This is a genomic window from Tessaracoccus sp. OS52, assembly GCF_020687685.1.
Classification (GTDB): Bacteria; Actinomycetota; Actinomycetes; order Propionibacteriales; family Propionibacteriaceae; genus Arachnia.
On the sequence record NZ_JAJEWM010000004.1, the window covers coordinates 104,553 to 128,985 of the forward strand.

Annotated in this window: 22 protein-coding genes; 14 read left to right on the top strand and 8 right to left on the bottom strand. The window is 64.1% G+C overall.

Annotated features, from left to right (window positions below):
- Positions 1 to 4 precede the first annotated feature (4 nt).
- The 7 genes from LKO27_RS12945 (at position 5) to LKO27_RS12975 (ending at position 7,123) form a co-directional block, all read left to right on the top strand.
- Complete coding sequence (locus LKO27_RS12945; RefSeq protein ID WP_227737931.1) at positions 5 to 1,267, top strand: sugar ABC transporter substrate-binding protein; 1,263 nt, start codon at positions 5 to 7, stop codon at positions 1,265 to 1,267.
- On the top strand, positions 1,267 to 2,187 hold the full coding sequence (locus tag LKO27_RS12950) for a carbohydrate ABC transporter permease (RefSeq protein WP_227737932.1): 921 nt from the start codon (positions 1,267 to 1,269) through the stop codon (positions 2,185 to 2,187). Before LKO27_RS12945 ends, LKO27_RS12950 begins: the two co-directional genes overlap by 1 nt.
- Complete coding sequence (locus LKO27_RS12955) at positions 2,184 to 3,032, top strand: carbohydrate ABC transporter permease (protein ID WP_227737933.1); 849 nt, start codon at positions 2,184 to 2,186, stop codon at positions 3,030 to 3,032. The genes LKO27_RS12950 and LKO27_RS12955 overlap by 4 nt, the downstream gene beginning before the upstream one ends.
- Positions 3,033 to 3,062: 30 nt before the next feature.
- Positions 3,063 to 4,151: a mandelate racemase/muconate lactonizing enzyme family protein gene (locus LKO27_RS15625; protein ID WP_227737934.1), complete on the top strand. Its 1,089-nt coding sequence runs from the start codon at positions 3,063 to 3,065 to the stop codon at positions 4,149 to 4,151.
- On the top strand, positions 4,148 to 4,963 hold the full coding sequence (locus LKO27_RS12965; protein ID WP_227737935.1) for an SDR family oxidoreductase: 816 nt from the start codon (positions 4,148 to 4,150) through the stop codon (positions 4,961 to 4,963). The genes LKO27_RS15625 and LKO27_RS12965 overlap by 4 nt, the downstream gene beginning before the upstream one ends.
- Complete coding sequence (locus tag LKO27_RS12970) at positions 4,957 to 5,871, top strand: dihydrodipicolinate synthase family protein (RefSeq protein WP_227737936.1); 915 nt, start codon at positions 4,957 to 4,959, stop codon at positions 5,869 to 5,871. Before LKO27_RS12965 ends, LKO27_RS12970 begins: the two co-directional genes overlap by 7 nt.
- 82 nt (positions 5,872 to 5,953) lie before the next feature.
- Entirely contained in the window at positions 5,954 to 7,123 is a 1,170-nt protein-coding gene (locus LKO27_RS12975) for a nucleotide sugar dehydrogenase (RefSeq protein WP_255622597.1), read from the top strand.
- 195 nt (positions 7,124 to 7,318) lie between these two features.
- Here the strand turns inward: LKO27_RS12975 and LKO27_RS12980 are convergent, their stop codons facing one another.
- The 5 genes from LKO27_RS12980 to LKO27_RS13000 all read right to left on the bottom strand — a co-directional run bounded on the left by LKO27_RS12980 (position 7,319) and on the right by LKO27_RS13000 (position 13,481).
- Positions 7,319 to 7,747, bottom strand: a complete 429-nt coding sequence (locus LKO27_RS12980; RefSeq protein WP_227737937.1) for a VanZ family protein — start codon at positions 7,745 to 7,747, stop codon at positions 7,319 to 7,321.
- A 32-nt stretch (positions 7,748 to 7,779) separates the two neighbouring features.
- On the bottom strand, positions 7,780 to 9,870 hold the full coding sequence (locus LKO27_RS12985; protein ID WP_227737938.1) for an acyltransferase family protein: 2,091 nt from the start codon (positions 9,868 to 9,870) through the stop codon (positions 7,780 to 7,782).
- A 79-nt stretch (positions 9,871 to 9,949) separates the two neighbouring features.
- Positions 9,950 to 10,990: an LCP family protein gene (locus LKO27_RS12990; RefSeq protein WP_227737939.1), complete on the bottom strand. Its 1,041-nt coding sequence runs from the start codon at positions 10,988 to 10,990 to the stop codon at positions 9,950 to 9,952.
- On the bottom strand, positions 10,991 to 12,949 hold the full coding sequence (locus LKO27_RS12995; RefSeq protein ID WP_227737940.1) for a sugar nucleotide-binding protein: 1,959 nt from the start codon (positions 12,947 to 12,949) through the stop codon (positions 10,991 to 10,993).
- 25 nt (positions 12,950 to 12,974) lie between these two features.
- On the bottom strand, positions 12,975 to 13,481 hold the full coding sequence (locus LKO27_RS13000) for an SGNH/GDSL hydrolase family protein (protein WP_227737941.1): 507 nt from the start codon (positions 13,479 to 13,481) through the stop codon (positions 12,975 to 12,977).
- Between LKO27_RS13000 and LKO27_RS13005 the strand changes: the two genes are divergently transcribed.
- Positions 13,471 to 13,776 carry a hypothetical protein gene (locus LKO27_RS13005; protein WP_227737942.1) on the top strand — a complete coding sequence of 102 codons (306 nt, stop codon included), beginning with the start codon at positions 13,471 to 13,473 and terminating at the stop codon, positions 13,774 to 13,776. The genes LKO27_RS13000 and LKO27_RS13005 overlap by 11 nt on opposite strands.
- Positions 13,777 to 13,903: 127 nt before the next feature.
- The gene (locus LKO27_RS13010; RefSeq protein WP_227737943.1) at positions 13,904 to 15,280 is read left to right on the top strand and encodes a polysaccharide biosynthesis tyrosine autokinase; all 1,377 of its coding nucleotides are present in this window, start codon (positions 13,904 to 13,906) and stop codon (positions 15,278 to 15,280) included.
- A gap of 258 nt (positions 15,281 to 15,538) precedes the next feature.
- On the opposite strand, the gene LKO27_RS13015 is transcribed toward LKO27_RS13010, so the two are convergent.
- A complete protein-coding gene (locus tag LKO27_RS13015) occupies positions 15,539 to 16,798 on the bottom strand; it encodes a nucleotide sugar dehydrogenase (RefSeq protein WP_227737944.1) in 1,260 nt (419 codons plus the stop codon).
- A 700-nt stretch (positions 16,799 to 17,498) separates the two neighbouring features.
- Between LKO27_RS13015 and LKO27_RS15630 the strand changes: the two genes are divergently transcribed.
- Positions 17,499 to 18,224, top strand: a complete 726-nt coding sequence (locus LKO27_RS15630) for a glycosyltransferase family 4 protein (protein ID WP_227738050.1) — start codon at positions 17,499 to 17,501, stop codon at positions 18,222 to 18,224.
- 33 nt (positions 18,225 to 18,257) lie between these two features.
- On the opposite strand, the gene LKO27_RS13025 is transcribed toward LKO27_RS15630, so the two are convergent.
- The gene (locus LKO27_RS13025; RefSeq protein WP_227737945.1) at positions 18,258 to 19,382 is read right to left on the bottom strand and encodes a hypothetical protein; all 1,125 of its coding nucleotides are present in this window, start codon (positions 19,380 to 19,382) and stop codon (positions 18,258 to 18,260) included.
- 467 nt (positions 19,383 to 19,849) lie between these two features.
- On the opposite strand from LKO27_RS13025, the gene gmd reads away from it, so the two are divergent.
- Genes gmd through LKO27_RS13040 form a run of 3 tightly spaced genes read left to right on the top strand, consistent with a single transcriptional unit; the run spans position 19,850 to position 23,180 of the window.
- Entirely contained in the window at positions 19,850 to 20,860 is a 1,011-nt protein-coding gene (gmd, locus tag LKO27_RS13030) for a GDP-mannose 4,6-dehydratase (protein ID WP_227737946.1), read from the top strand.
- Between the two features lie 2 nt (positions 20,861 to 20,862).
- Entirely contained in the window at positions 20,863 to 22,077 is a 1,215-nt protein-coding gene (locus tag LKO27_RS13035; protein WP_227737947.1) for a glycosyltransferase family 4 protein, read from the top strand.
- Positions 22,074 to 23,180, top strand: a complete 1,107-nt coding sequence (locus tag LKO27_RS13040; RefSeq protein WP_227737948.1) for a DegT/DnrJ/EryC1/StrS aminotransferase family protein — start codon at positions 22,074 to 22,076, stop codon at positions 23,178 to 23,180. Before LKO27_RS13035 ends, LKO27_RS13040 begins: the two co-directional genes overlap by 4 nt.
- Here the strand turns inward: LKO27_RS13040 and LKO27_RS13045 are convergent.
- Positions 23,177 to 23,416 (bottom strand): hypothetical protein, encoded by a 240-nt coding sequence (locus tag LKO27_RS13045; RefSeq protein WP_227737949.1) that lies wholly within the window; start codon positions 23,414 to 23,416, stop codon positions 23,177 to 23,179. The genes LKO27_RS13040 and LKO27_RS13045 overlap by 4 nt on opposite strands.
- Before the next feature lie 364 nt (positions 23,417 to 23,780).
- On the opposite strand from LKO27_RS13045, the gene LKO27_RS13050 reads away from it, so the two are divergent.
- Positions 23,781 to 24,416 (top strand): hypothetical protein, encoded by a 636-nt coding sequence (locus LKO27_RS13050; RefSeq protein ID WP_227737950.1) that lies wholly within the window; start codon positions 23,781 to 23,783, stop codon positions 24,414 to 24,416.
- Positions 24,417 to 24,433: the final 17 nt, after the last annotated feature.

The window sequence follows — 24,433 nt, forward strand, 5'->3', positions numbered from 1 at the left end:
TGGCATGAAGCGTAGGACTTTCCTGACCGGTGCGGTCGGCGGCACCGCCGGCCTCGTGGCGCTGTCGGCTTGCGGCGGCGAAGACACACCCGGCTCCTCCGGTGGCCCCGTCGAGATCACTTACTGGCTGTGGCAGGACGACGCCACCGACACCACCTGGACCGGCCTCGTCGACTCCTTCAACTCCTCGCAGTCCGAGGTGAAGGTCACCATGGAGACCATCCCCCTGGACCAGTACCAGAACAAGCTCACCACGGCCGCCATGAACGACACCGGCCCGGACGCGGCAAGGTGCAAGGACTGGTGGCTCGGTCAGTTCGCCCCTGAGGGTGCGACGGCGGACCTCACGCCCTTCGTGGACGGCTGGGAGGCCCGCGACGACGTCGTGGAGGGCTTGTGGGCAACTGGCAGGCTGCCTGGTGAGGAGAAGGTCTACATGCTTCCCCACCAGTACGTGACGCTCTACATGTACTACCGCAAGGACTACTTCGCGGAGGTGGGCCTTGAGGCCCCGACCACCCAGGATGAGTTCCTCGCCGCGGCCGAGGCTCTGACCGACGGCAAGCGCTACGGCATGGACGTCCGTGGCGGTGGCGGTGGCCAGGACCAGTGGCTCGCGTGGATGTTCGCCGGTGGCGCCCAGATCGTCAACGAAGCCGGTGAGGTGGTCATCAACGACGCCGCCGGCGTGGAGGCCAACCAGCGCTACCTCAGCATCGTCACAGACCTGCAGGCCGCGCCCCCCGGCTCCATCACGGCGGCTTTCGCGGACGTGAAGACCAACTTCGCCAGTGGCCTCACCGCCATGATGATCCACCACCCGGGGTCCCTGTCCGAGATGACCGAAGTCTTCGGTGACGACCTCGGCGTGATCCCGATCCCGGGCAACGGCTCCTCGCCGGCGCGCACGCTGGGCAGCATGAGCGGCAACATCATCATGGCCAGTTCCGAGAAGCAGGAGGCCGCCTGGAAGTGGATCTCCTGGCTCAGCGAGACCGAGCAGATGGCGACGATGTCCACCTCCCCGCAGGGCCAGCTGCCCGTGCTGACCTCCGTGATGGAGTCCGACGAGTTCACCTCCGACCCGAACCTGAAGGTCGCCGTCGACGCCATCCCCGACGCGCTCACCTGGCCGGCGCTGCCCGGCGTGGCGACGTTGGCCGGCAAGGAGTGGAACCCCACCATCCAGCAGGCCTTCCAGGGTGAGCTCACCAGCCAGGAGGCGCTCGACAAGATGGCAGCCGTCCTCGAGGGAACCGCCAGCTGATGTTGCTTGGAACCAAGAGGCTTCCGGTCCGGGCGGGCCGGAAGCCGTCCAAACGGGCCTACGAGCCCTATGTGCTGCTGGCGCCGGCCGTGCTGCTGATTGTGGTGTTCGCTGGATATCCACTGCTGCGCTCGGTCTGGATGGCGTTCAACAAGGTTTCGGCGTTCTCCGGGGAGATGGCGTTCATCGGCTTCGAGAACTTCGCCGCCATCCTGCGCGACCCGGAGTTCCCCTCCCACCTCGGGCGCACCGCGATGTGGGTCGGTGGCGCGGTGTTCCTCCAGCTCATCGGAGGGCTGATCCTCGCGCTGCTGGTCAACACCAGGTTCCCCCTCCGCGGTGTCTACCGCGGCCTCATCATGGTGCCGTGGGCGACGCCGTCGGTGCTGGTGGCGCTGATGTGGAAGTGGCTGCTGGACCCGAACAACGGGATCATCAACAAGGGCATCTCCGCTCTCGGGCTCAGTGAGCGCCCGGTGGAGTTCCTCTCCAACCCGGACCTGGCGCTGCCCACCCTGGTGGTCATCGACGTGTGGCAGGGCGTCCCGCTGTTCGCGGTGATGATCCTCGCAGCCCTCCAAGGCGTCTCGGGTGATCTCAAGGAGGCGGCCGCCACCGACGGCTGCGGCCCCATCGGCGTGTTCCGGTTCGTGGTCCTCCCCGCCATCATCCCGACGATCCTCATCACGGTCCTGCTGCGGATCATCTGGACCGCGAACTACATCGACCTGATCTTCATCCTCACCGGCGGCGGCCCCGGCCTGTCGTCGACGACGCTGGCGCTGCAGTCCTATCTGACGGCCTACAAGTCGACCAACTTCGGGCAGGGCGCTGCCTACTCCGTACTGCAGGCGGCGATCCTCGTGATCTTCGTGGTCATGTACCTGCGACTCACAGCCAAGAGCGAGGCACAGCGATGAGAAGGCGAACGTTCTCCTGGAAGAGGTCTTTGGGCACCTCCAGCCGCTACCTGGGCCTGGTGCTGATCCTGCTGGCCGTTCTGGGCCCCTATGTGGTGATGCTGCTGACGTCGCTGACGCCGCGGGCCGAACTGGCCGCGGCCGGAGCCAGCCTGATCCCGAAGGCCCTGACGCTGGACGCCTACGTCGAGTTGATCTCGACCACACCGTTCCTGACGTACCTGCGCAACAGCTTCCTGGTTGCGCTGATGGCGGTCCCGATCACGCTGGTGTGCGCAACCGGCGCGGCCATCGCGTTGTCGCGTTTCGAGTTCATCGGCCGTCGGCAGGTGATGACGGCGCTGATCCTGGCCCAGATGCTGCCCGCGGTGCTGCTCGTGCTCTCCCTGCAGCAGCAGCTGAACGTGTTGGGCCTGCTGGACAGCAAGGTTGGCCTGGCACTGGTCCACTCGGCCTTCGCCACACCGTTCGCCACCTGGCTCCTCAAGGGATTCCTCGACGGCATCCCACGCGAACTGGAGGAGTCCGGCCAGATCGACGGCGCCTCCAGCTGGCAGATCATCCGCCTGCTCCTGCTGCCGCTGCTCCTGCCGGGAATGGTGGCCGCGGGCACCTACGCGTTCATCCTGACCTGGAACGAGTTCCTCTACGCACTGACGTTCACCGCCTCCCCAGCCACCAGGACCCTCCCCGTCGGACTGCAGCTGTTCATCGGCGAGTACCAGATCCGCTGGGAACTGCTCACCGCTGGCGGCGTGCTGTCCGTGCTGCCCGTGGTGGCCGGCTTCCTGCTCGTGCAGCGACGTCTGGTGGCCGGCCTGGCCGCAGGCGCAGTCAAGGGCTGACCCCCCAAACCCCAACCCGAATGGAGTTTCGTGAAAATCCAAGACATCCAGTTCCAGCTCTCCCGGATCCCCCTCCCGGGAGGCACCTGGGGCGACCAGATCCACGTCGTCACACACATCGAGATCATCACCGCGGAGATCACTGCTGACGACGGTTCGCGTGGCATCGGCTTCACCCACACCTCCGGCGTCGGGGGCCGCACCATCCTCGCCATGCTTGAGGAACTTCGTCCCCAGCTCATCGGCAAGCCCGCCCACCCCCGCTCCGTGTGGCACGAAGCCTGGCACTACCTCCGCGACAGCGGACCCGGCGGGGTCACCACCCTGGCGTTGGCGGCAATCGACATCGGCCTTTGGGACCTGCTGGGTCACGCGCACCGCCTCCCGCTGGCCGACCTGCTCGGGCGAGTCCGCAGCCGCGTGCCCCTCTACGGCAGCGGGATCAACCTGCACCTGAGCGCCGACGAGGTGGCCGACCAGGTGGAGAACTGGAAGCGCACCGGCTACGGCGCGGCCAAGGTGAAGGTGGGCAAGCCCGACGTCGAGGAGGACGTCGAGCGTCTCACCAAGGTGCGCGAGCGCGTCGGCAACTTCCCGCTGGCCGTCGACGCCAACCAGGGCTGGACCCTGCCGCAGGCCGTGATCGCCGCCAACCGGTTCGAGCACCTCAACCTGCTCTGGCTGGAGGAGCCACTGCGCACCGACGACGTCGAGGGCCACCGTCGCCTGCGGCAGCGCTCACGCGTTCCGCTCGGACTGGGAGAGAACATCTACACCCTGCAGCACTTCAACCAGTACTTCCTGGCCGATGCCTGCGACTTCGTGCAGACCGACGTCGGCAGGATCGGTGGCATCACCCCGTACCTGGCCGTTGCGGAAACCGCCCGCGCCTACGGCCTGCCCATGACGCCGCACTTCATCATGGAACTGAGCTGCCACGTGCTGTGTGCGGTGCCCAACATCTCCTGGGCGGAGATGACCGAGGGCGGGACCTTGACCGAGCTCGGGGTGATCGAGCCGCAGCCCATCGAGGACGGCTGGTTCGTGCCGCGTGAGGTGCCCGGCCACGGTCTGGTGTTCGACACCGACTTCCTAAAGAAGCACGAGGTGACCAGGTGAGCGACGCCCTGTTCGACGTGAGCGGCCAGCGCGTGCTGGTCACCGGCGGTCTCGGCCAGATCGGCACCGAGTTCGTGCGGGCCTTCCAGTCCCGTGGGGCGACGGTGTTCGTCGCCTCCCGCAGCGTGACCCAGGCCCGCCTTGAGGAGCACTTCGGGGACGCTCGCAATCTGGTCGCGGTCCAGTTCGACGTCACTGACGCCGACGGCGTGCGCTCGGCGCTGCGGGAGTTGGCCGACGACGGTGGCCCGATCACGACGGTGGTCAACAACGCCGGCCTCGACACCCAGCCCAGCGCCCCACCGGAGGTCTCGGGCCCGTTCGAGGACTTCCCCGTCGAGATCTTCCGCGAGGTGGTTGACGTCAACCTGACGGGCACGTTCATCGTGACGCAGGCCGCTGGTGCGGAGATGCGCCGCGCCGACGTCGGGGGCTCGATCATCAACGTCGGGTCCATCTACGGCATGGTGTCGCCGGTGCAGGACATCTACGCCTACCGCGCCGAGCAGGGGCAGCCCTTCACCAAACCGGTGGCCTACTCGGCCGCCAAGTCCGGCATCTACAACCTCACCCGCTACTGCGCCACCTACTGGAGCCGGCACGGGATCCGGGTCAACACCCTCACGCCCTCGGGAGTGGCACGAGACACCCAGGACGCCACCTTCAGGGCCAACTACACGGCCAGGATGCCGATGGGCAGGATGGCCGAGGCGGACGAGTTCAACGGTGCCGTGATCTTCCTGGCCTCGGAGGCGTCGCGCTACATGACGGGCGCCAACCTCGTGGTGGACGGCGGTTGGACCGCATGGTGAGGCCGACGCCCAACCTCGGGCTGCTGTTCAGTGCCATCGCCACGCCCGTGACCCGCGACGGTGGCCTCGACGCCGACGTCGCGGCCCGGCTCGCGGCACAGCACGTCGAGCGCGGCGTGGAGGGGCTGTACTGCGGCGGATCGTCGGGGGAGGGGTTGCTGCTGACCCCCGACGAGAGGCAGCGGATGCTGGCCGCGGTGGTCGACGGGGCGGCGGGCGCCATCCCGGTGGTGGCCCACGTCGGGGCGCTGAGTACCCGGGAGGCCATCACGCTCGCCGAGCACGCCCAGGAGGTGGGGGCGGTGGCGGTCTCGATGATCCCGCCGATCTACTACAAGTTCACCCCCGAGGAGGTGCTGGCGCACTACCGGGCCGTGATGGACGCCGTCGACCTGCCGATGATCGTCTACAACATCCCCCAGTTCACCGGGCAGGACATCGGCGCGGGCGACGAACTGCTGGCCGACGAGCGCGTCGTCGGCGTCAAGTACACCGCCCACAGCATGTACCAGCTGGAGAGGATTTCCCGCCACCGGCCCAACCTGCAGTTGGTCAACGGCTTCGACGAGGCCTATCTGGCCAGCCTCGTGGCCGGGGCGTCCGGGTCCATCGGGACCACCATCAGCATGCAGACCGACACGTTCAAGGCGGTCCGCGCCCACCATGACGCGGGGGAGCTGGCGGCGGCCCGCGGTTTCCAGCGGCGGATCAACGACGTCATCGAGAAGTTGGTGGACGTCGGCGTGTTCCCGGCGGCGAAGTGGGTGGAGGCGCAACTGAGCGGGCTCGAGCTGGGGCCGTGTCGCAGCCCGTTCGCGCCGGTGCCGCCCGCGGCCGAGCCGAGGCTCCGGGAGTTGGTGGGGACCATCGAGGCGAACAACGAGGAGGCCCGCGCCAGTCTTTCCTGAGCCCCCTGCAGAGGGCGACGTGCTATCCGCCACCCATCCGGACGCGATAGGTTCGCTCCTAGAACGAGCATGAGGAGTCCTGATGGTGAAGATCGTCGTCGTCGGTACCGGATACGTGGGGTTGTCCAACGCGGTCATCCTGGCCCAGCACAACGACGTCACCGCCGTCGACATCAACCGCTCCAAGGTGGACCAGATCAACCAGCGGGTCTCGCCGATCATCGACTCCGAGCTCCAGGACTACCTGGCCCGCGTCCCGCTGAACCTGACCGCCACCACCGACGGCGCCGCGGCCTACGCCGACGCCGAGTTCGTCGTCGTGGCCACCCCCACCGACTACGACGCCCAGACCAACTTCTTCAACACCTCCTCGGTGGAGTCGGTGGTCGCGGAGGTGCTGGCCGTGAACCGGGACGCGACGATCATCATCAAGTCCACAGTCCCAGTGGGCTTCACCCGGGAGCTGCGGGAGCAGCACGACGGCGCGCCGATCATCTTCTCCCCGGAGTTCCTCCGCGAGGGCCGGGCGCTGTATGACAACCTGCACCCGTCGCGGATCGTGGTGGGGGACCGGTCCGAGCGCGGTCAGCGGTTCGCCGACCTGCTGGTGGAGGGCGCCGTCGACACTGACACCCCCGTGCTGCTCACCGGCTCCACGGAGGCCGAGGCCATCAAGCTGTTCGCCAACACCTACCTGGCGCTGCGCGTGGCCTACTTCAACGAACTCGACACCTACGCCGCCTCCCGAGGCCTGAACACCGCGCAGATCATCGAGGGCGTGGGGCTGGACCCGCGGATCGGCACCCACTACAACAACCCCTCGTTCGGGTACGGCGGCTACTGCCTGCCCAAGGACACCAAGCAGTTGCTGGCCAATTACTCCGAGGTGCCGCAGAACCTGATCGCTGCCGTCGTCGACGCCAACCGCACCCGCAAGGACTTCATCGCCTTCGACATCATCAAGCGCAACCCGAAGGTGGTTGGCGTGTACCGGCTGGTCATGAAGTCCGGCTCGGACAACTTCCGGTCCTCGGCCATCCAGGGGATCATGAAGCGTATCAAGGCCAAGGGCATCCCCGTGATCGTCTACGAGCCCGAGCTGCCCGAGGACACGTTCTACAACTCGGAGGTGGTCCGGGACCTCGACGAGTTCAAGGACCGCGCCGACGTCATCATCGCCAACCGCCGCACCGAGGTGCTCGACGACGTGGCGGACAAGATCTACACCCGCGACATCTACGGCCGGGACTGATTGTCGGTCGGTCGGCTGGTCGGCCACCCGCGCAGCCGGGGCGCGACCTTGCTCGCGGCGCTTGGTCGCGGTGCTCGTGCTGGTTACAAGCCTTGATCCTCGTTACAAGCCGTGTACGGCCCGTATCGAGCACCAACGCCCGTAACTGGCGTGCCGGAGTGTTCCGCGTGATCCTCGCCAGCGCGACGGTGCGTCTCAGGCCTCCGCTCGGCGCGCGGTGCGGCGGGCGTTCAGGCGTTCCACCACCCACAACCCACACAGCCCCAGCAGGGCGCCGAGGCTGTTGGCGGCCAGGTCCATCAGCGACGCTGTGCGCGGCAGGGCGAGGTCCTGCACGGTCTCGATGGTGAACGAGAGCACGAACGCCGCGATGAGCCAGATCCACCGTCGGACGCTGGGCCAGGCGGCCGCGACGAGCACCGTCGGCACCGCGAACAGGACCATGTTCAGGGCGAAGTCGTAGCCGTAGAAGTTGCTGCCCGGGACGCCGACCCGCAGCCCGGCAACCGTGAGCCACCACAGCAGGTCCTCGATCTCGCCGCCGATCGGCAGGAAGACGACCGCCAACCCCGCGATGGCCCAGAGGGCGAGCAGGGAGATGAGGATGATGCGGCGCTTCGGCACGAGCCGAGTCTCACACGTACGACGGCGCCGCGCTAGTCGGTCCCGGGCGCAAGGAGCTCGACGAAGGCGGGGGCAAGCTTCTGAGCCTGGGGTACCGAGATGTGTTTGGCATCGCGGTAACGCACCATGGCCCCATCGTGGGTGGAGCACGTTCCGTTGCCGCACAGCTCATCCCATGAATCCCATAGGACAGCGTTGAGTTCCGAAGTCACGTCCTCCGAGATTTTTCGGAGCGGACCCTGGCGGGAGTCAGCGTCGGAGACGGTCATGGTCGACGAACAGCTGCCGTCCAAGATTGCGATGGTCGTGCAGGTTGCTGGATCCCAGGAGTCACCTTCGAGCCACAAGGGGATGCCCTGGAGAACTATCACCTCGTGCCCAGCCGACTGCGCTCGCTGAATCACGCCTCGCAACCCGGGTCCCCAGGCTGAGAGTTTCGCGTCCCGCTCGATCCTCGGCGTGCTGGCCAGCGGCCCGAGCCCCAGGTCGGGGTTGGAGATGTAGTTCTCGGAGTTCGAAATCACGAGGGTGCCTTGCGGTGCCTGTTCCAGCCACTGAAGTGAGTTCTGCACGTATGCCCGGCACTTCTCGTCTTGTGACGCAGGGAGACGCCTGTCCTGGATGGATACCTCAAGGAATGGGCAGGCGTTGGTGGTGGCGCTGACTATTGGGCGCTCGCTGGCCTCTGCGGCGGCGATCCAGCCCTCAAGAAAGTGGTCCATGTTGGAGTCACCCACCAGATAGACCGGCTTCCCCCCGCTGCCCAGATTCCAAGAGCATTGGGGTGGTTGGCTCCCCAGCGGCGTTCTCGAATCACAGCCGATTTCGTTTCCGAGATGGGCGGGCGTGACGTCTCGGCTGTAGCTCTCGATTGCTTTCGAACCCCAGTGCTGTGCGTTGCCTGCCAGGAGCGCCGCTGCCGCGGCGACAGGTACAAGGACGGTGATCGTGACGGCACGGGCGAGTGCCCAACCCACCATTCCGCGAGCATGCCGGACAGGTTCCTCAATAAAGTAGTAGGACAGGAGGGCTGGGATGAACGTCAAGAGCGCGGCGGCGAGTGGTGCCCATTCCACATCGGGCCACAGGAAGTGCGTGAAAACGATCAATGGCCAGTGCCACAGGTATAGGGAGTAGGACCAGTCGCCGATCCTTCGCAATGGAGTTGCCGACAGCAGTCGCGTGATGGGGTTGTGGAGCCCGCCTGCGCCGGCCACGATCACCAGCATGGTTCCTGCAACAGGCAGAAGGGTCCAAGGACCCGGCCAGATCATAGTGCCGTTTATGTAAAAGAAGGCCATTCCCAGCAGTGCGATACCCAAGGCTCCCACCGCTGTGGCCCGACGGCGGGTCCCAGCCCAATGGCTGTGTGGCACCAGTGCAAGAATCGCTCCGGCTCCGAACTCCCAAGCCCGTGAGAAGGGACTGTAGAAGCCCATGACGGCGGCCGCTCCTGGCATGTCGATTCCCGCTGTGTTGAGCGACAAGAAGGCCAAGGAGATGGCAGATAGGAGGAGAACCGCGAACAGCCCCGTACGTCGGTGGTCACCACTGGTACCTCGAGTTCGGCCTCGGCGCAGGCCCAATGCCATAGCACCGGCCAACAGGGCCGGGAACACCAAATAGAACTGTTCCTCTATAGAAAGAGACCAAGTGTGGAGGAGAGGGTTCAGGTCTGCCGCGGGATCGAAGTAACCGCCGCTCTTGAAAGCGGTCACGAAGTTGGCGACGAGAAGCATGGCCCCCACTCCAGTCGACGCTGCCACCTCCTGAGGGCCGAACGGACTCAGGATGAGTGTGGAGCCGATGAGGGTTACGACCACGGTCAGCGCGAGGGCCGGCGTCAGTCGCTTGAAGCGTCGGAGGTAGAAGCGGCCAAAGCGCACCCTCCCATGGGATACGTGTTCTCGGAGCAACATCGCCGTGATTACGAAACCAGAAATGACAAAGAACACGTCGACACCCACGAAGCCGCCTGGCATGGCAACTCCAGCGTGGAACGCGATCACAGATAGGACTGCTACAGCGCGTAACCCCTGAATGTCGTCGCGGCGCGCGGTGACTGTACTACCCGTGGGCGCAGGTGCAGTGCGCGTGGTAGTCCCCACGCTCCCCTCAGCCATACACCATCACGTCCCGTCTGCGCGGATACTTTGGCGGCCGTTGCTTCAAGGGCCGCATCTTCGGTCGATGCTATCTGGTTCAGCGGTTGGTCTCGTAGTAGGCGGCCATGTCGTCGGCGCGGAGGGCTTCCTTCAGGCGGGCCACCTTCTCCTCGTCCATCAGCACGATCGACTGCCCGTCGTTCGACGTCGCGGTTCCGGTCACCGGGAACTGGAACGAGCGCACGTTCTTGGCGTTCAGTCCCATCCCCATCCCGAGGTCGATGATCGCCTGGTTGGTGAGCGCCTCGTCGACGGTGAAGTTGGGCCCCAGCGTCGTGACCACCTCGCGGAACTTGTTCGGGTCGGTCAGGGTGTCCGCGGAGGCGATCTTCTTCACCACCGCCGTGACGACGTCGCGCTGGCGCTCGGCGCGGCCGAAGTCCCCGTTGGGCAGGTTGTAGCGCTCCCGGACGAAGACCAGCGCGCTCTCGCCGGTCAGTTCGACCTCGCCCGCGGGGAAGTCGTAGCCCTGGGAGCTGGAGGGGTACTTGTTCTCCACGGTGACGCCACCGAGGGCGTCGATGACGCGGATGAAGCCCTGGAAGTCGATGATCACCGTGTGGTCCATGGGCACGTCGAGCAGCTGCTCCAGCGTCTGGATGGTCAGCCCCGCGCCCCCGTAGGAGTAGGCCGCGTTGACCTTGGCCTTGCCGCGGCCGGGGATGTCCACCCAGGTGTCGCGGGGGATGCTCATCAGGTAGGACCCGGAGCGGTCGCCAGGAACATGCAGGATCTGCAGCACGTCGGAGCGGCCACGCTCGCCACCGCGGGTGTCGGAACCCATGAGCACGAAGTTGATGGGAGGGTTGCTGACCTCGCCCTCCTTGCTGGGCGGCACCACCACCGGAGCCGGCCGGGAGGCGCCGGGCGACGGCGCGAGCGAGGGCTCGCGCTTCACCGAGTCCAGCGCGTCGAGGGTGGCCTTGCCGTAGTACGTGGCCAGCGCCGCCGCTCCAACCAGCACCACAAGCAGCAGGCCTACGACGCTGAGCAGAAGCCACCGGTCGCGGAGGCGCTTCCTGGGCCGCTTGCCGCGGACGGAGCCCTCATCGTTTGAGAGGAAGTCATCGACGCTCATTCAGCGCTCCGATCGTTGGTTCACCAGCGAGTTCAGGCCACCCATTATCGCCTGCAGATGTGCGTCGATCGTACTTGCTGCCGTCGCTGCCGCTTCCGGGCCCCTGCGGTAGGGGTCGGCGACGTCGTCGGCGGCGTCGGAGGTGCGGGTGCGCCACAGGTGTTCCACGAGGTTGTCGAGGGTGACCGAGTCGGGCAGGTCGGCCATGGCGCGTGCCACGGAGCCGATGACGAAGGCCTTGCGCCCCAGCGTCGGCCACTCGTCGAGGATGTAGCGACGGTGGTCCGAGGCCATGGCGAGGATCAGGTCGGCGTCGGTCACCAGCTCGCGGGTCAGCTGCCGGGCGCGGTGGGCGGAGACGTCGCCGCGGTCGCCGACGAGGTCTCCCATGGGTGGGTCGATGGCGTCGCCGACGAGCGCCCGGGTGCCCGCGGAGCTGAACTCGACGCCGGGGGGCGCGGCGCGGCGGGCCACGACGTCGGCGTAGGCGGAGCGGCAGATGTTGGCGGTGCAGACGAACAGCACCTTGAACGGTCTGGATCCGCCGGCGGTCCGGCTTCCACCATCGGCGACGGCGACTGGCCGCGGGTGCTCGGCGGGGCGGGGGAGGTGGTCGGCGATCTCCAGCCAGGCGTTGCCCGGGCGGAAGCCGCTGTGCTTGATGCGGTCGAGGTCGAGGACGGCCGAGGAAGGCGACGGTTCGCCCGCGACGGTCGTCGAGCGAACCTCGCGGACCAGGTTGGGGTCGGCGCCGCTGAGCTGGAACACGCGACGCGCGACCTCCAGCCAGCTGACCACCCTGCCGTCACCGGTGAGGTTGTAGGTGCCGGCGGAGGCGCCGCTGTTGAGCAGGTGCGTGATCCCGGCGGCCAGCTGGGAGGCGAAGGTGAGGCGGCCGTGCTGGTCGCCGATCACCGACGGCGAGGTGCCGCGTCGGGCGGCGACGGCCATCGCCTCGACGAAGCCCTCCTCGCGGCCCATCACCCACCCGGTGCGGACCACCAGGTGTCGGGGCACCCCGGCGGCGACCACCTCGCCGGCCGCCAGGGCCTGGCCGTGCGCGTCGCGGAGGCTGAGGTCCTCGTCCTCGGTGTGGGAGGGTGCGGTCCGCTCGAACACGCAGTCGGTTGAGATGTGGACGTAGCGCAGGTGGTGCCGACGGGCCACCTCGGCAAGCCGCTGGGCGCGTTCTGCCGCCGCGGCCCAGCTCTCCTCGGTGACCGGGGCGTCGACGAGTCCGGTGGCGGTGTCGCCGTGGGCGTTGATGAGCACGTCGTAGGCCGAGAGGTCGACGGCGGTGGCGGCGCGCGGGGCCAGCTCGGCCGTCGTGATGCCGTCGGAGCCGGGGAGTTCGGCCAGGATGGCCCGGCCCAGTTGCGTCTCCGTGCCGGCCACCAGCGTCCGCCGCGGGGCGATGGGGGTGGCGTCGGCCAGTCTGGGGTTGAGGGTGTCGCGGTGGTTGACGATTGCCCGGTCGCGGCCGATGGGCCAGTTGATGCCCAGGGCGGGGTCGAACAGGTCGACGGTGGCGGCGCGGCTGCGGCCCTGTGGGGTCCAGTGCTGTTCCATCAGGTAGGTGAACGTGGTGTCGTCCTCCAGCACCTGATGGGCGTTGGCGACGCCGCGGGGCACGAACACGGCCGTGCCCGGGTCGAGGTCCTGGGTGAGGGTGCGGCCGAACCCCTCGCCCTCGCGCAGGTCCACCCAGGCGCCCATGGCCCGGCCGCGCACCACGCTGACGATCCGGTCCCACGGCTCAGCGAGGAAGCCGCGCGTGATGCCGCGGGACACGACGTGGGTGACGTTGTGCTGCACGGGGTCGAAGTCGGGCAGGCCGAGCGCGGTCATCTTGGCGCGGTGCCAGCCCTCGCGGAACCAGCCGTCCTCGTTGTGCTGCAGGGCCAGATGCAGGATCAGCAGGCCCGGGATGTCGGTGGTCTCGATTGACAGCTGGTTCATGCGTGCCGATCCTGCCCTGAGCGGTTCAGGACAGCTCCTCGATGATGGCCTGGGCGATCTCGGCGTGCCCCTGGGGGGACAGTTCCTCGCCGTCGCCCAGACCGGGCTGGCCGACGTTGATGAAGGTGCCGTCGACGTCCTCGACGCCCGCGCCAATGGTCTGGTTGTGCAGGGTGAGCCAGTAGTCGGCGCTGTCGGCGGTGGTGACAGGGGAGATGGCGATCAGTTCGGCCTCGGGCAGTTCCTGACGCAGTTCGTCGAAGTAGGCCGACGCGGCTTCCGAGAGTCCGTAGTCGCCGTCGGCGGTGCCGCCGAAGGTGACGACGATGTCAGGCTCGGCTTCGACGATGGCCGGGATGGACAGCGCGAACGTGCCGCACGGGTCGAAGTCGCACGACCTTGGCGACATCACGAAGCCGCGGCCGGGGGAGGAGAGGTTGACCACGTCGGTCCAGCCCAGTGACTCGGCCACGGGACCCACCCAGGTCTCGGCCGGCTCGCCCATGGAGTAGGAGTCCCCAATGATCACCACGGTGCCCGCACTCTCGGCCGACGGCGAAGTGCTCGGCGACGCCGACGCGCTGGAGGTGGCGGGCGTGGCGCTCGGGCTGGCCGGCGGGGCCGTCGACGTGGCAGGGGTCTCGGTGGTGGCAGGAGCAGAGGCGGTGGTGCCGGTTGCTGCGGGCTCAGCCGGGATGGTCCGGTTCGACAGGAGCGCCGCAGCGCTCAGCGCAACGGCCACCAGAGCCAACAGCACCAAGCCGATGACGCTCAGCTTTCCGGTGTCACGGGGTGCTCGCATGGCCTCGCTCGCTAGGGTCGGGTAGGTTCACCAGTGGGGTTGACATTACTGTAGTCACCGTGGCGCCGGTCCGGGCATCGCCTACAGTGTCACCAATATTCAATCAGAGACCTCTGGAACCCTGGAGGGTCGCGGCCTGACAAGGATGTTTGATGGAGCTTCAACAGTACCTGCGGATCGTTCAACGGTATTGGCGCAGCGTTCTGGCGACCATCCTGCTGTGTGTCGCACTTGCTGCCGGCTACACCTTGCTGCAGAGCCCCACTTATACGTCTTCTGCTTCCATCTTCCTCACCGTTGAGAGCGGCGGAACGGCTGGCGAACTATCTCAGGGTGCTACTTACGCGGAGCGCCAGGTTTCTTCATATGTGAATGTGGCCTCCACGGCGTTGGTATTGCAGCCTGTGATCGATCAGCTTGACCTGCAACTGACACCCCGTGAACTAGCTAAGAACCTAGACGTCTCGTCCCCGGCAGGAACGTCGATCATCGAGATTACTGCCCAGGATGGCTCACCAACCGCAGTGGCGGACCTTTCAAACGAAGTCGCTAAGAGCCTCCTCGCGGCTGTGGATGAGTTATCCCCTCCGGGGCCGGAAGGTACCCGACTGGTGAGCGCAACGGTGATCGACCAAGCAGTCGTCCCTACGGCGCCGTCCGCACCCCGCCCACCGCTGAATCTGGCTCTGGGTGGGCTCGTCGGCGTCTTGCTCGGCTTGGCTCAAGGTGTGCTGCGAAGCCTCGTGGATACACGGGTGAGGACAAGCAGCGACCTCGACGAGATCAGCGACGCACCGGTGCTGGCATCGATCGGCCGCATTCAGACCGCAGGTGAACGCGCTGCTGAGAACGAGGGCGCTCAATGGGCGAACGCGGAGGCGTATAGACGCCTTCGGACCAACATAGGGTTTGTCGGCCTCGGGGGTGAGAGGCGATCCTCGATGGTGGTGACGTCCTCGGTGGCCGGTGAGGGGAAAACTGAGACGGCAACGAATCTGGCGCGCGTGCTGGCGCACGCCGGTGAATCGGTGCTGCTCATCGACGCGGATCTTCGACGGCCTCAGGTGGCGACGCGTATGCGGTTGGACAGTGCGCTCGGGCTATCGGATGTCCTAACTGGCCGCGGGTCTCTTCAGGACCTCATTATTGACGTTTCGCCCGGGTACCTGTCGGTGCTGCCAGCAGGTACCGTGCCGCCCAACCCCTCCGAACTGCTCGGGTCTGAGGCCATGGCCCACCTGCTGGCGACTGTCGAGCGCCAGTATGACTACGTGCTTTTTGACGCTCCGCCGTTGCTTCCTGTGACTGACTCTGTCGTCCTTTCAGCTCAGACTGGCGGTGCGATAATCGTGGCTCGTTCTGGCGTCGTGCGTCGTCCACAACTCGAAGCCGCCTTTCACCTACTTGAAGCTGGTGAAGTGACACTTCTGGGGCTGGTCCTCAATGATGTCCCGACATCCCGAGCGGACGCGTACGCGGGCTACTACAGCAGCCAGCAGACAGAATTCGCGGCCCGACCAAGATCCTGAGTCGTGAGCATCACGCGTACTGGGGCCGCTAATCATGGTCTAACCGCCGATAGACGACACCAGATTCTCCGTGACGATCTCAAGCGCGCTGATGGTGGCTCACACCCGCAAGCGAGCCGCGTCGAGGAGTTCTTGGCTAGTCGAACGGGCAACGCCGGTTACTGAAGTCTTGGCTGCCACCAGCGAATCGTGAGATTATCGAGGGGCAAACGCCACCCCCATCGCGTGGGGCGTCAGATTCCGGGCACGAACTGCAAGCTACAGCCGGTCCCTGGCATCGCTGACTGCTCCGCGAGTATCGAAGAACCTCGTCGACTTTGCGTTCATTCCGGAGAGGTCAAAGGAGCTGTGCGCCTGCAGGAGCACAACAACGTCAGCCTCCCTCAACGCCGCATCTAGATCGCCAACACGATCAATCGCCCCCGTGCTCAATCTCCAAGACGGCACATGCGGATCGAAATATCGGAGATTCGCCTTCTTTGCGATCAGCAGATTGCCGATCGCCACGGCTGGCGACTCTCGTTGGTCTGCAATGTCCGCCTTATAGGTGACGCCGAGCAGCAGCACGTTGGAACCGTTCAGCGCCTTGCCTGACTCGTTCAAGATGTCCGCGATTCGGTTGACGATATAGGCCGGCATGGAGTTGTTGATTTCTTGTGCCAACTCAACGAACCGAAAAGGATATCCTAGAGCGCGGCGCACCTCGTAGGAAAGATAATTCGGGTCAATCGGGATACAGTGCCCGCCTACCCCTGGGCCGGGGGTGAACCTCATGAATCCGAACGGCTTGGTGGAGGCGCCCCGGATCACTTCCCATATGTCGATACCCAACTCGTGACAGAACTTAGCCATCTCGTTTACGAGGGCTATGTTGACGTGCCTGAAGGTGTTCTCCAAGAGCTTCGCCGTCTCGGCCTCGCGAGTACCCGACAGTGGAACGACCTCGTCAATGAAAGAGGAGTAAAATGCTACCCCGGCTTCGCACGCTGCCTGAGTGGAGCCGCCCACTAGCTTCGGAGTGTTCCTTATTCCGAAATCCGGGTCGCCGGGGTTGATTCGTTCTGGGCTGAAAGCAATCTCAAAATCTCGTCCGCCCACAAGCCCGGAGTGTGCTTCAATCAGCGGCAGCACCACCTCCTCGGTTGTGCCCGGGTATGTGGTGGACTCAAGGACGACAAGGGTGTTCCTTGAAAGATTTGCGCCGATCGCCTCGGCTGACGCCGTAACTGCGCCCAAGTCGGGTGCGCCTCCGTCCCCAAGTGGCGTGGGGACGCATATGACAACCACTGCCGACTCCGTGATGCAGGAGGCGTCGGTGGTGGCGACGTAGCCGGCGTCGAGCATCCTGGCGATGTCCGAATCCTCGAGGTCATCGATGTGGGACTGGCCCCGATTTAGCGAGTCGACCAGCGATGGCGTGACGTCAAGACCGTACACTTTCCAGCCAGCGAGGCTTGCAGCTTCAGCTAGCGGCAGGCCCACGTAACCTTGACCGATGACTGTCAGTGTTTCTTCCACGGCGCACTGCTCCAAATCACGTTGGTGGTTGCCATTCCTTCTGATGCGAACGTTACACCCGCTCCAGACAGCTCGGTTCCGCAGCCAGCAGCGATGCATGCAAGGCGGCTCTTCGCTTGGCCGTCTGCCTGGGAGCTTCGCCGGTAGTCGTGCCGACCCGACCGCCAAAGGGGGCCGAGGGCTGGTAGGGTCTGGGCCCGAGTCAAGGGTCTGGTGCGGCCAGGTCACTCGCGAGGGTATCCCTTCTAGGGATCGAGGGATAGGGGCAGCAGTGGTTATAGCAGTTCTCGCTCCGGGGTATCCGCCCGCCTTTCGAGGAGGAGGGCCTATTCGTTCCATCGAGGCGTTGGTGAAATCGGCTCCGATCCGGCTTGCTCCAATTGTCCTCACGCGGAACCGCGACTTAGGTCAGCGGGAGCCGCTCCCAGTAGAGCCTGACTCTTGGCAGCTGAGAGACGATGTGCCGGTGCTCTACGCTTCCCTATCGTCCCCCAAGAGCATTCTTCACGCTTTGTCGCGCGTGCGCGAACGCCAGCCGGATCTCATTCACGTAAACAGTTTCTTTAATCCACTCTTCAGTGTGCTTCCGGTTCTTCTGTGGAGGTGGGGGTTCTGGGGCAAAGCTCACTTGCTGTTGTCTCCAAGGGGAGAATTCGGCCAAGGAGCGCTCAGTCGCAGCAGGTGGAAGAAAGTTGCATACATGCTGGTCTTCCGTTCACTCGGTCTACATCGCTCGGTCTTGTGGCATGCCACTGCGGAGCATGAGGCCGAGGATATCCGTCACGTTTGGGGTAAAGATGCCGATGTCATCCTCCGTGTTAACGACACGTTGCTGCCGCCGAGCGCTGTTACGCCTTCGGTCAACGATAAGCCTGCGTTGAGAGCCGTGTTCTTGAGCAGGATAGTGGAGCACAAAGGACTCTCCATCGTACTATCCGCGCTCCGGCACTCTAGTCGACCGATATCCTTGGATATCTTCGGCGCTTCGGAGGATGCTACATACTTAGAAGAATGTCAGCGTCTTTCGCGTGAACTGCCATACGGGGTCACTGTCAGGTTTCGGGGTGAAGTTCAACCAGAGGCTGTTCGGGCGACGTTGGCGGATTTCGAGCTCCTTGTGCTCCCTACGGCCGGTGAGAACTTCGGTCACGTCATAGCGGAAGCGCTGTCCGCTTCCTGCCCCGTTATGACGACCCCATACACGCCATGGACTGACGCGCTTCGTTTGGGCGGGGGGGTTCTCGTCCCGGACCGGACAAGCGATGCGTGGAGTCAGGCTATAGAATCGTATGCTGAGCTCACACCCGAGGAACGTCTTAAGAGACGTTATGAGGCGGGTGAGTGTTATGAGTTGTGGTCTTCACGCACGAAGAATCCGCACCTCTGGGAAATCGCGGAAGAGGAGTTCCGTTGTAGGCAGTCGTGAGGACATCCGCTCTGCACGGCTGCCCCGGCAGGCTCATCGTCTGGGGACAGGCGCAGGATGGCCGAAGCGTTGCCTTGTCATTCGCAGGAAAGAAAGCGTCACAATCAGGGGCAGACTCGACGCCAAGTCTTGCAGCGTACCGATAAGGTTGTCAGGAAACGTGGAAAACCAGCCTAGTGGACCATGGAACATGAGAGCGAGTAGAACCATCCTAATGGGTGTGATGCGAGCACCTCGCCTCCATATAACCGCGACGAGGAGCGATACTGCGACGTAGTAGAAAAAAAGGTACACCGGCCCTTCGAGCACATAGGCGTTTGTGACAGGCCCGAAGCTATATGACGACTCCCGGCTGCCGCCTAGGGCAACATTTAACACCCTTCCCGTGGACACTTCGTCTCGATCCGGGTCCACAAAGCGGGGCACAAGCCCATATCTCAGCAGATCCCACGGTGTCGGGTGCTGAAGGAAGCCAGGTACTTCCAGGTCCAAAGGAGTATGCAATTCGAGTGCCCTTGAGTACTGGAGATCGAACCTTAGGCGGTCGAATGCGTCGACGGAATCACTGACCGTCACACCTGCGGCCTCGCGTAGTTGATTTCGGATCTCAAAGACAGTCGGCCAAGCAATCAGCACAGCCAGTACGGCAACTACTACGATTCGCGCCCTGACGACTCCGAATAGAAGAGCGAATGTTGCGAGAAAAGTGAAAAATTCTACTGCGGGAGCCGTGATCTGCGTCAGCGATACATTGATGACTTCCGCCGCAATTGGAATGCAGAGGACGGTAACAACAAACCGCCGCGAGCACTCACGACCGACGTACGCGGCGAAGAGCAACCCTATTCCGACCGGCGTCCACCCCGCCGTGAGGCTGTCTATACTTGCGACGAGTCCTCCCGCAGCATCGGAGACGCCAACCTGAGCCGAGACAGATCCCTTGCCGCCAACAGCAGCCAGGACACCGACAGCGCTGCTCACCGATATGGCGATGCACGCGAGGCCGGGCAGGCCCGTGCCGTACTCGCCTATGTTGTGGCTTGGAAGCAGCCGACCAGATTGCGGTCGCAAGATCTCAGGCAGCAAGGTCCCTGCGATCGCTATGAGCGCGACCGCCATTAAGAACCACGCATGCCGATTCTGGAAGGCGACTGCCAATGGGAGAATTATGAGCAGGTATGGGGCAAGGAGTGTAGAAGTCGTGGGGTAGCGCCTGAACAGGGAGGTAAATCTGCTTGGCTTTGTGAAACGGTCCCACCCGTCCCGGTCACGGCGATCGGATGTGGGTTGAGCCTGGGTGGGCGCTGGACGGGATGGATAGGAACGCAACGGGGTTACTCCTCTCGCTCCGCGTCATGGACGGGCCGGTAGCACTCTGCGCAGGCGTTCCCAAGCGTGACGAACACACGCCTCGACATGGAGGTGAACCTGGCCGTCCGTCAGTATACGGCGTGGCAGCGATGCCCGCCGCCACCAGCCTTAAGCGGCCCTGTCGGCAATTTGGGGCTTGGCATGGAGTCCACCTGACGAATCTCACTGTAGACTGGCTCGGCATCGGCTGTCGGTCGTTTGTCAAGGGTTTCGACTGATCCCGCATCGGTTGGACACACGGGAGGGTTTGGGTTTTGAAGAAGGCACTGATAACAGGCACGACCGGTCAGGACGGGAGCTACCTCGTCGAACTTCTGCTCGATAAGGGCTATGAGGTACACGGTACGAAGCGACGCTCGTCGTCCTTCAACACCGAGCGACTGGAAGAGGTTGCTGCGGCGGCTGGTCACAGACCTGACAGGCTCATGCTGCATTATGCCGATCTGGCCGACTCGAGTTCTCTCACGAACCTGATCCGTGACATCCAACCAGATGAGATCTACAACCTCGGTGCTCAAAGCCACGTGGCAGTCTCCTTTGATGTCCCCGAGTACACAGTAGACGTGACCGGCGTGGCTACCATCCGTCTGCTGGAGGCGATACGTGCCAGTGGAGTCGAGACGCGCTTCTATCAAGCTTCGTCGTCAGAGATGTTTGGTTCCACTCCGCCCCCGCAGAACGAGGAGACGCCCTTTCACCCCCGGAGTCCTTACGGCTGCGCCAAGGTGTTTAGCTATTGGGCCACTATCAATTACCGGGAGGCCTACGGACTGCACGCCTCAAATGGCATCCTCTTCAACCACGAGAGTTCTCGTCGCGGAGAGACATTCGTAACCCGAAAGATCACTAGGGCGGTAGCCCGCATCGTCGAGGGTGTTCAGGAACGACTTGTTCTCGGCAATCTCGATGCAGTCAGAGACTGGGGTTACGCACCTGAGTACGTCGAAGCCATGTGGCTCATGCTCCAGCAGGACACGCCCGATGACTATGTCGTGGCAACGGGCGAGGCGCATTCCGTGCGAGAGTTCGTGGAGGCAGCCTTCGATCGCGTTAACCTCCCATGGGAAAAGTACGTGACTACCGACCCGCGTTACCAGCGGCCCTCCGAGGTCGATGCCCTGATTGGCGACCCAGCGAAGGCCAAGAGGCAACTCGGCTGGGAGCCGAAGACAACCTTCAAAGCGTTGGTCGACCGCATGGTGGATGAGGACCTTCAGCAGGTCCGTGACGAGAAGGCCGGGCGCCGCGTCCGTGTTGACATCTGAGCATGAAGCCCAACAGTTCGGACGGCGGCAACCGGGACTCGCTCACGCTCGATTTCACTTCCGTCGCCCCCGACTCGGGAGGTGTTGGTGTCGTGGCATCAGGGGTGGCGCAGGGTCTGAGATCCTGCGGCGTCCCCTTTCGCTGTCTCGTCGACTCTGGCTCCCACCAGTCCTGGGTGGAGGGGTTTCCCGACCTGGCTGACGTTTTAGTCTCGACCGAGATTCACCTAGCGGCGACGAGCGATTGGCAGCGTTCGCTCCGCCGGCTTGTGCCTCGGTCATCTTGGCTGGCTCAAGAACTGATCGGTAGGGTGCGGCAGATTCGTGCCCGCTCATCCTCACGGTTGATCGGCCAGGGTGTGGTGTGGCAACCCTTCCACCGTGCTCCCATCACGACAACGCGGGGAGTCGTCACGGTGCATGACCTCCGCGTCTTCGAGCCTGGGCTCGCTTCCGTGATGGATCAACGGATCATCGAACACAACGTGCGGGAAGCAGCTGCTGTTATATGTAGTTGGCCCCACCCCTACTATTCGTTGATTGAACGGTTCCCCTTTGCTCAGCGTAAGACTTTCCTGGTCCCCCTTCCGGTGCTCAATCCCGGGCCTTGGCAAACACATGTGGCTCCGCGAGGAGATGCATTCCGAATCCTCCTTCCGGGCTTCATCACCCCTCACAAGAACCACGAGGTGCTGATCCGTGCCCTCCCGGAGCTAGCCGGGGGGCGGGTGGTCTTCACTGGCTCGGAGGACGGCACTCACGGCTACTTCCTGAGGGATCTGGCTCAGCGCCTTGGTGTCAGCGATCGTATCGAATGGCTCGGTTTCGTTGAATCTGAGCGGTTGGAAGCAGAGTACGCGCGGGCCGACCTCATGGTGATGCCTACCCGTTGGGAAGCGGCGAGTGGTCCGGTCTTCGAATCGATTCTTCGCGGCCTGCCGTTCGTGACAAGTGATATCCCTCCCCTTGCTTCTCAGTTGGCTGAGCTGCGGCTCGACGGTGCGACGTTCGACCCTGATTCACCCGAAGATTTAGCTGGGGCCGTCCGTGCAACGCTTGCGAGTTACGACGAGACAGTCAGTCGCCTGCGTCCTGTGGCGGAGGATCTGCGCGTACGCTCGTGGGCCGATATGGCGCACGAGTACAACCGGATATTCAACTGGGTTGCTGGGACTGCTGACAAACCGACGGAACTCATGAAGGGAGCAATCGAATGATCCCCGTCTCCGAGCCGGACCTTGGGCAACTCGAAAGGGAGTACTTGCTGGACGCTTTCGACAGTGGGTGGATCTCGTCCTTGGGGCGGTACGTGGGGGATGCCGAGACGGCGCTCTGCGAACTCACCGGGGCGCCCTTCGCCTCCGTTTGTACGAATGGCACGACCGCACTGCATCTCGCTCTTCTTGCAGCAGGGGTGACCGCTGGAGACGAAGTGATCCTACCCAGTCTCACGTATATCGCCACGCTGAACGCCGTGAACTACGTCGGTGCTGAAGCGGTGATCGTGGACGTGCTGGACTCAACCTGGTGCATAGACCCCGATGCGGTGGAGGCTGCAATCACGCCGAGGACGAAGGCTGTTCTCGCGGTCGACTTGTATGGGCAACCAGCGGATTACCCTGCCCTTAGAGCGATCGCGAGCAAGCATGGCCTCGTACTGATTGCGGACGCTGCCGAGTCCGTTGGCGCATCCCTGAGCGGCGTCAAGGCGGGGGCTCTGGCTGACATCACAACGTTTTCGTTCTTCGGCAATAAAGTCCTCACCAGCGGCGAAGGGGGTGCTGTGACGACCGCATCGCCCGAGGTGGATGCCAGGGTCCGTCAACTGCGTAATCAGGGAAATCACCCCGACATCCGCTATTTCCATGAAGTGGTTGGCTTCAACTACCGAATGACCAACCTTACCGCTGCGATCCTCACGGCACAGCTCCAACGAGCGCCGAGTCTGATTGCCAAGAGAAGGCGGGTCGTGGAGGGGTATCATCGCGCCCTGGATGCTGATCCAAGGCTCCGGCAGCAGGAGGTTGCTGCCGGGGCCGCCCCGAGTCCTTGGATGTATTCGGTGCGGCTCGTGGACTGCACGGTGGACGACCGTGACGCGCTGATCCGTGCCCTGGCCGAGTCTGGGGTCGAGTCGCGACCCGTCTTTCCGCTCGTGCAGAATATGCCGTTCGTCCCGGTCCGGCAGCAGTCGGTAACGCCTGTCGCAGAGCGGATCTCGCGGGAGGGTATCAGCCTTCCGACATTTCCTGACTTGAGTCCAGACCAACTTCAAGTGGTTTGTACCACGTTTTTGCAAGCACTCGAGAAGCGTAGTTAGGCGACCTTGCCGAAGACGCTTTTTGTGAGGCTCTTCAGGAGCACGCGGGTGGCCTTCGCTGTGGGCGGGAACGGGATCGTTAGCTTGACCAGCCTTTTTCTGTCGATCGCGATAGCCCGTGCGTCATCTGTGACCGGCTTTGCGGCATTCTCTTTCGCGATGGTGGCGTATCTGTTCACTACTGGGCTCACGCGCGCCTCGCTTACGAATTCTGCTCTGTCGATGCCGTCTGACACGGTCCTGTATAGGCTCTGTTTTCAGCGTGCCGCCGTTCTAGCGGTGGCTGGGTCAATGGTGATGCTCCTGTTTGGGACGCTCGCGGGGAACGGGTATCTCGTAATTTTGGGAGCAGCCTTTCACGGTCTCCAATCCTTGGACTTCGTCCGGACTTTCGATTCGGCCGCCGGAAATCAGCGTCGCGGGTTTGTCGCCAGCGCAGTTTGGGCCCTGGCCCCCGTCGGCGTGAGTGTGGCGTCGCTCTTCATTCCCGTTGACCCACTGCTTCTTTTCGGAGTATGGGCCGTCAGCGGAGCGATCTGCGGATATGTCTTGGTGCTGTTGAAGCGAACTCCACTGCGTCCACAATGGAATCGCCACTTGATGGAGACCAAGACCTCATCCATCTTCGCTCTGGACTACCTCGCGGGTTCGGGCGGGTCATTGATGACCACAGGATTGCTGGGTGCTCTTGACAACGGTCGTATCCTCGCCGCTATACGCGGCGCTGGCACGCTCCTCGGGCCGCTGAACCTGCTTTCTGGCAGCGCGCGCTCTCTTATGCTCCCCTTCTTGGGGCGACGTCGAGACGAGCCCTCACTCCAGTTTCGGAGCGCGGCCACTGCCATGTTGGCTCAAGTTTGTGTCTTTCTACCGTTGCTCGTCGCCTTGCAGCTGCTCCCGGAGTCTTGGGGCGAGCAGGCCTTGGGGGAGTCATGGGAAGTAGCTTCAATGGCGCTCCTCCCGATCAGCGTTGAGGCGCTATTCGGGTTGGTAGGCAGCGTCGCGGACTCCGGCCATCGCGTCGCGCTCGCCGGTTCGCGGAGCCTCCTGCTTCGGGTCCTGGTGGGTCTTCCGCGACCATTCGTCGTTCTGTGGTGCGGTTACCGATGGGGAGTTGAGGGGGCGGCCTGGGCAATGGCGGCGATCTCGGTCCTCAACGCTGCCTTGTGGTGGTACAGCTACCACAAGCTTGTGAGCCAGCTTGGAGGAGATCCGGAATCTGATAATGAATCCTGACTCCTTCCTAAGGCGCT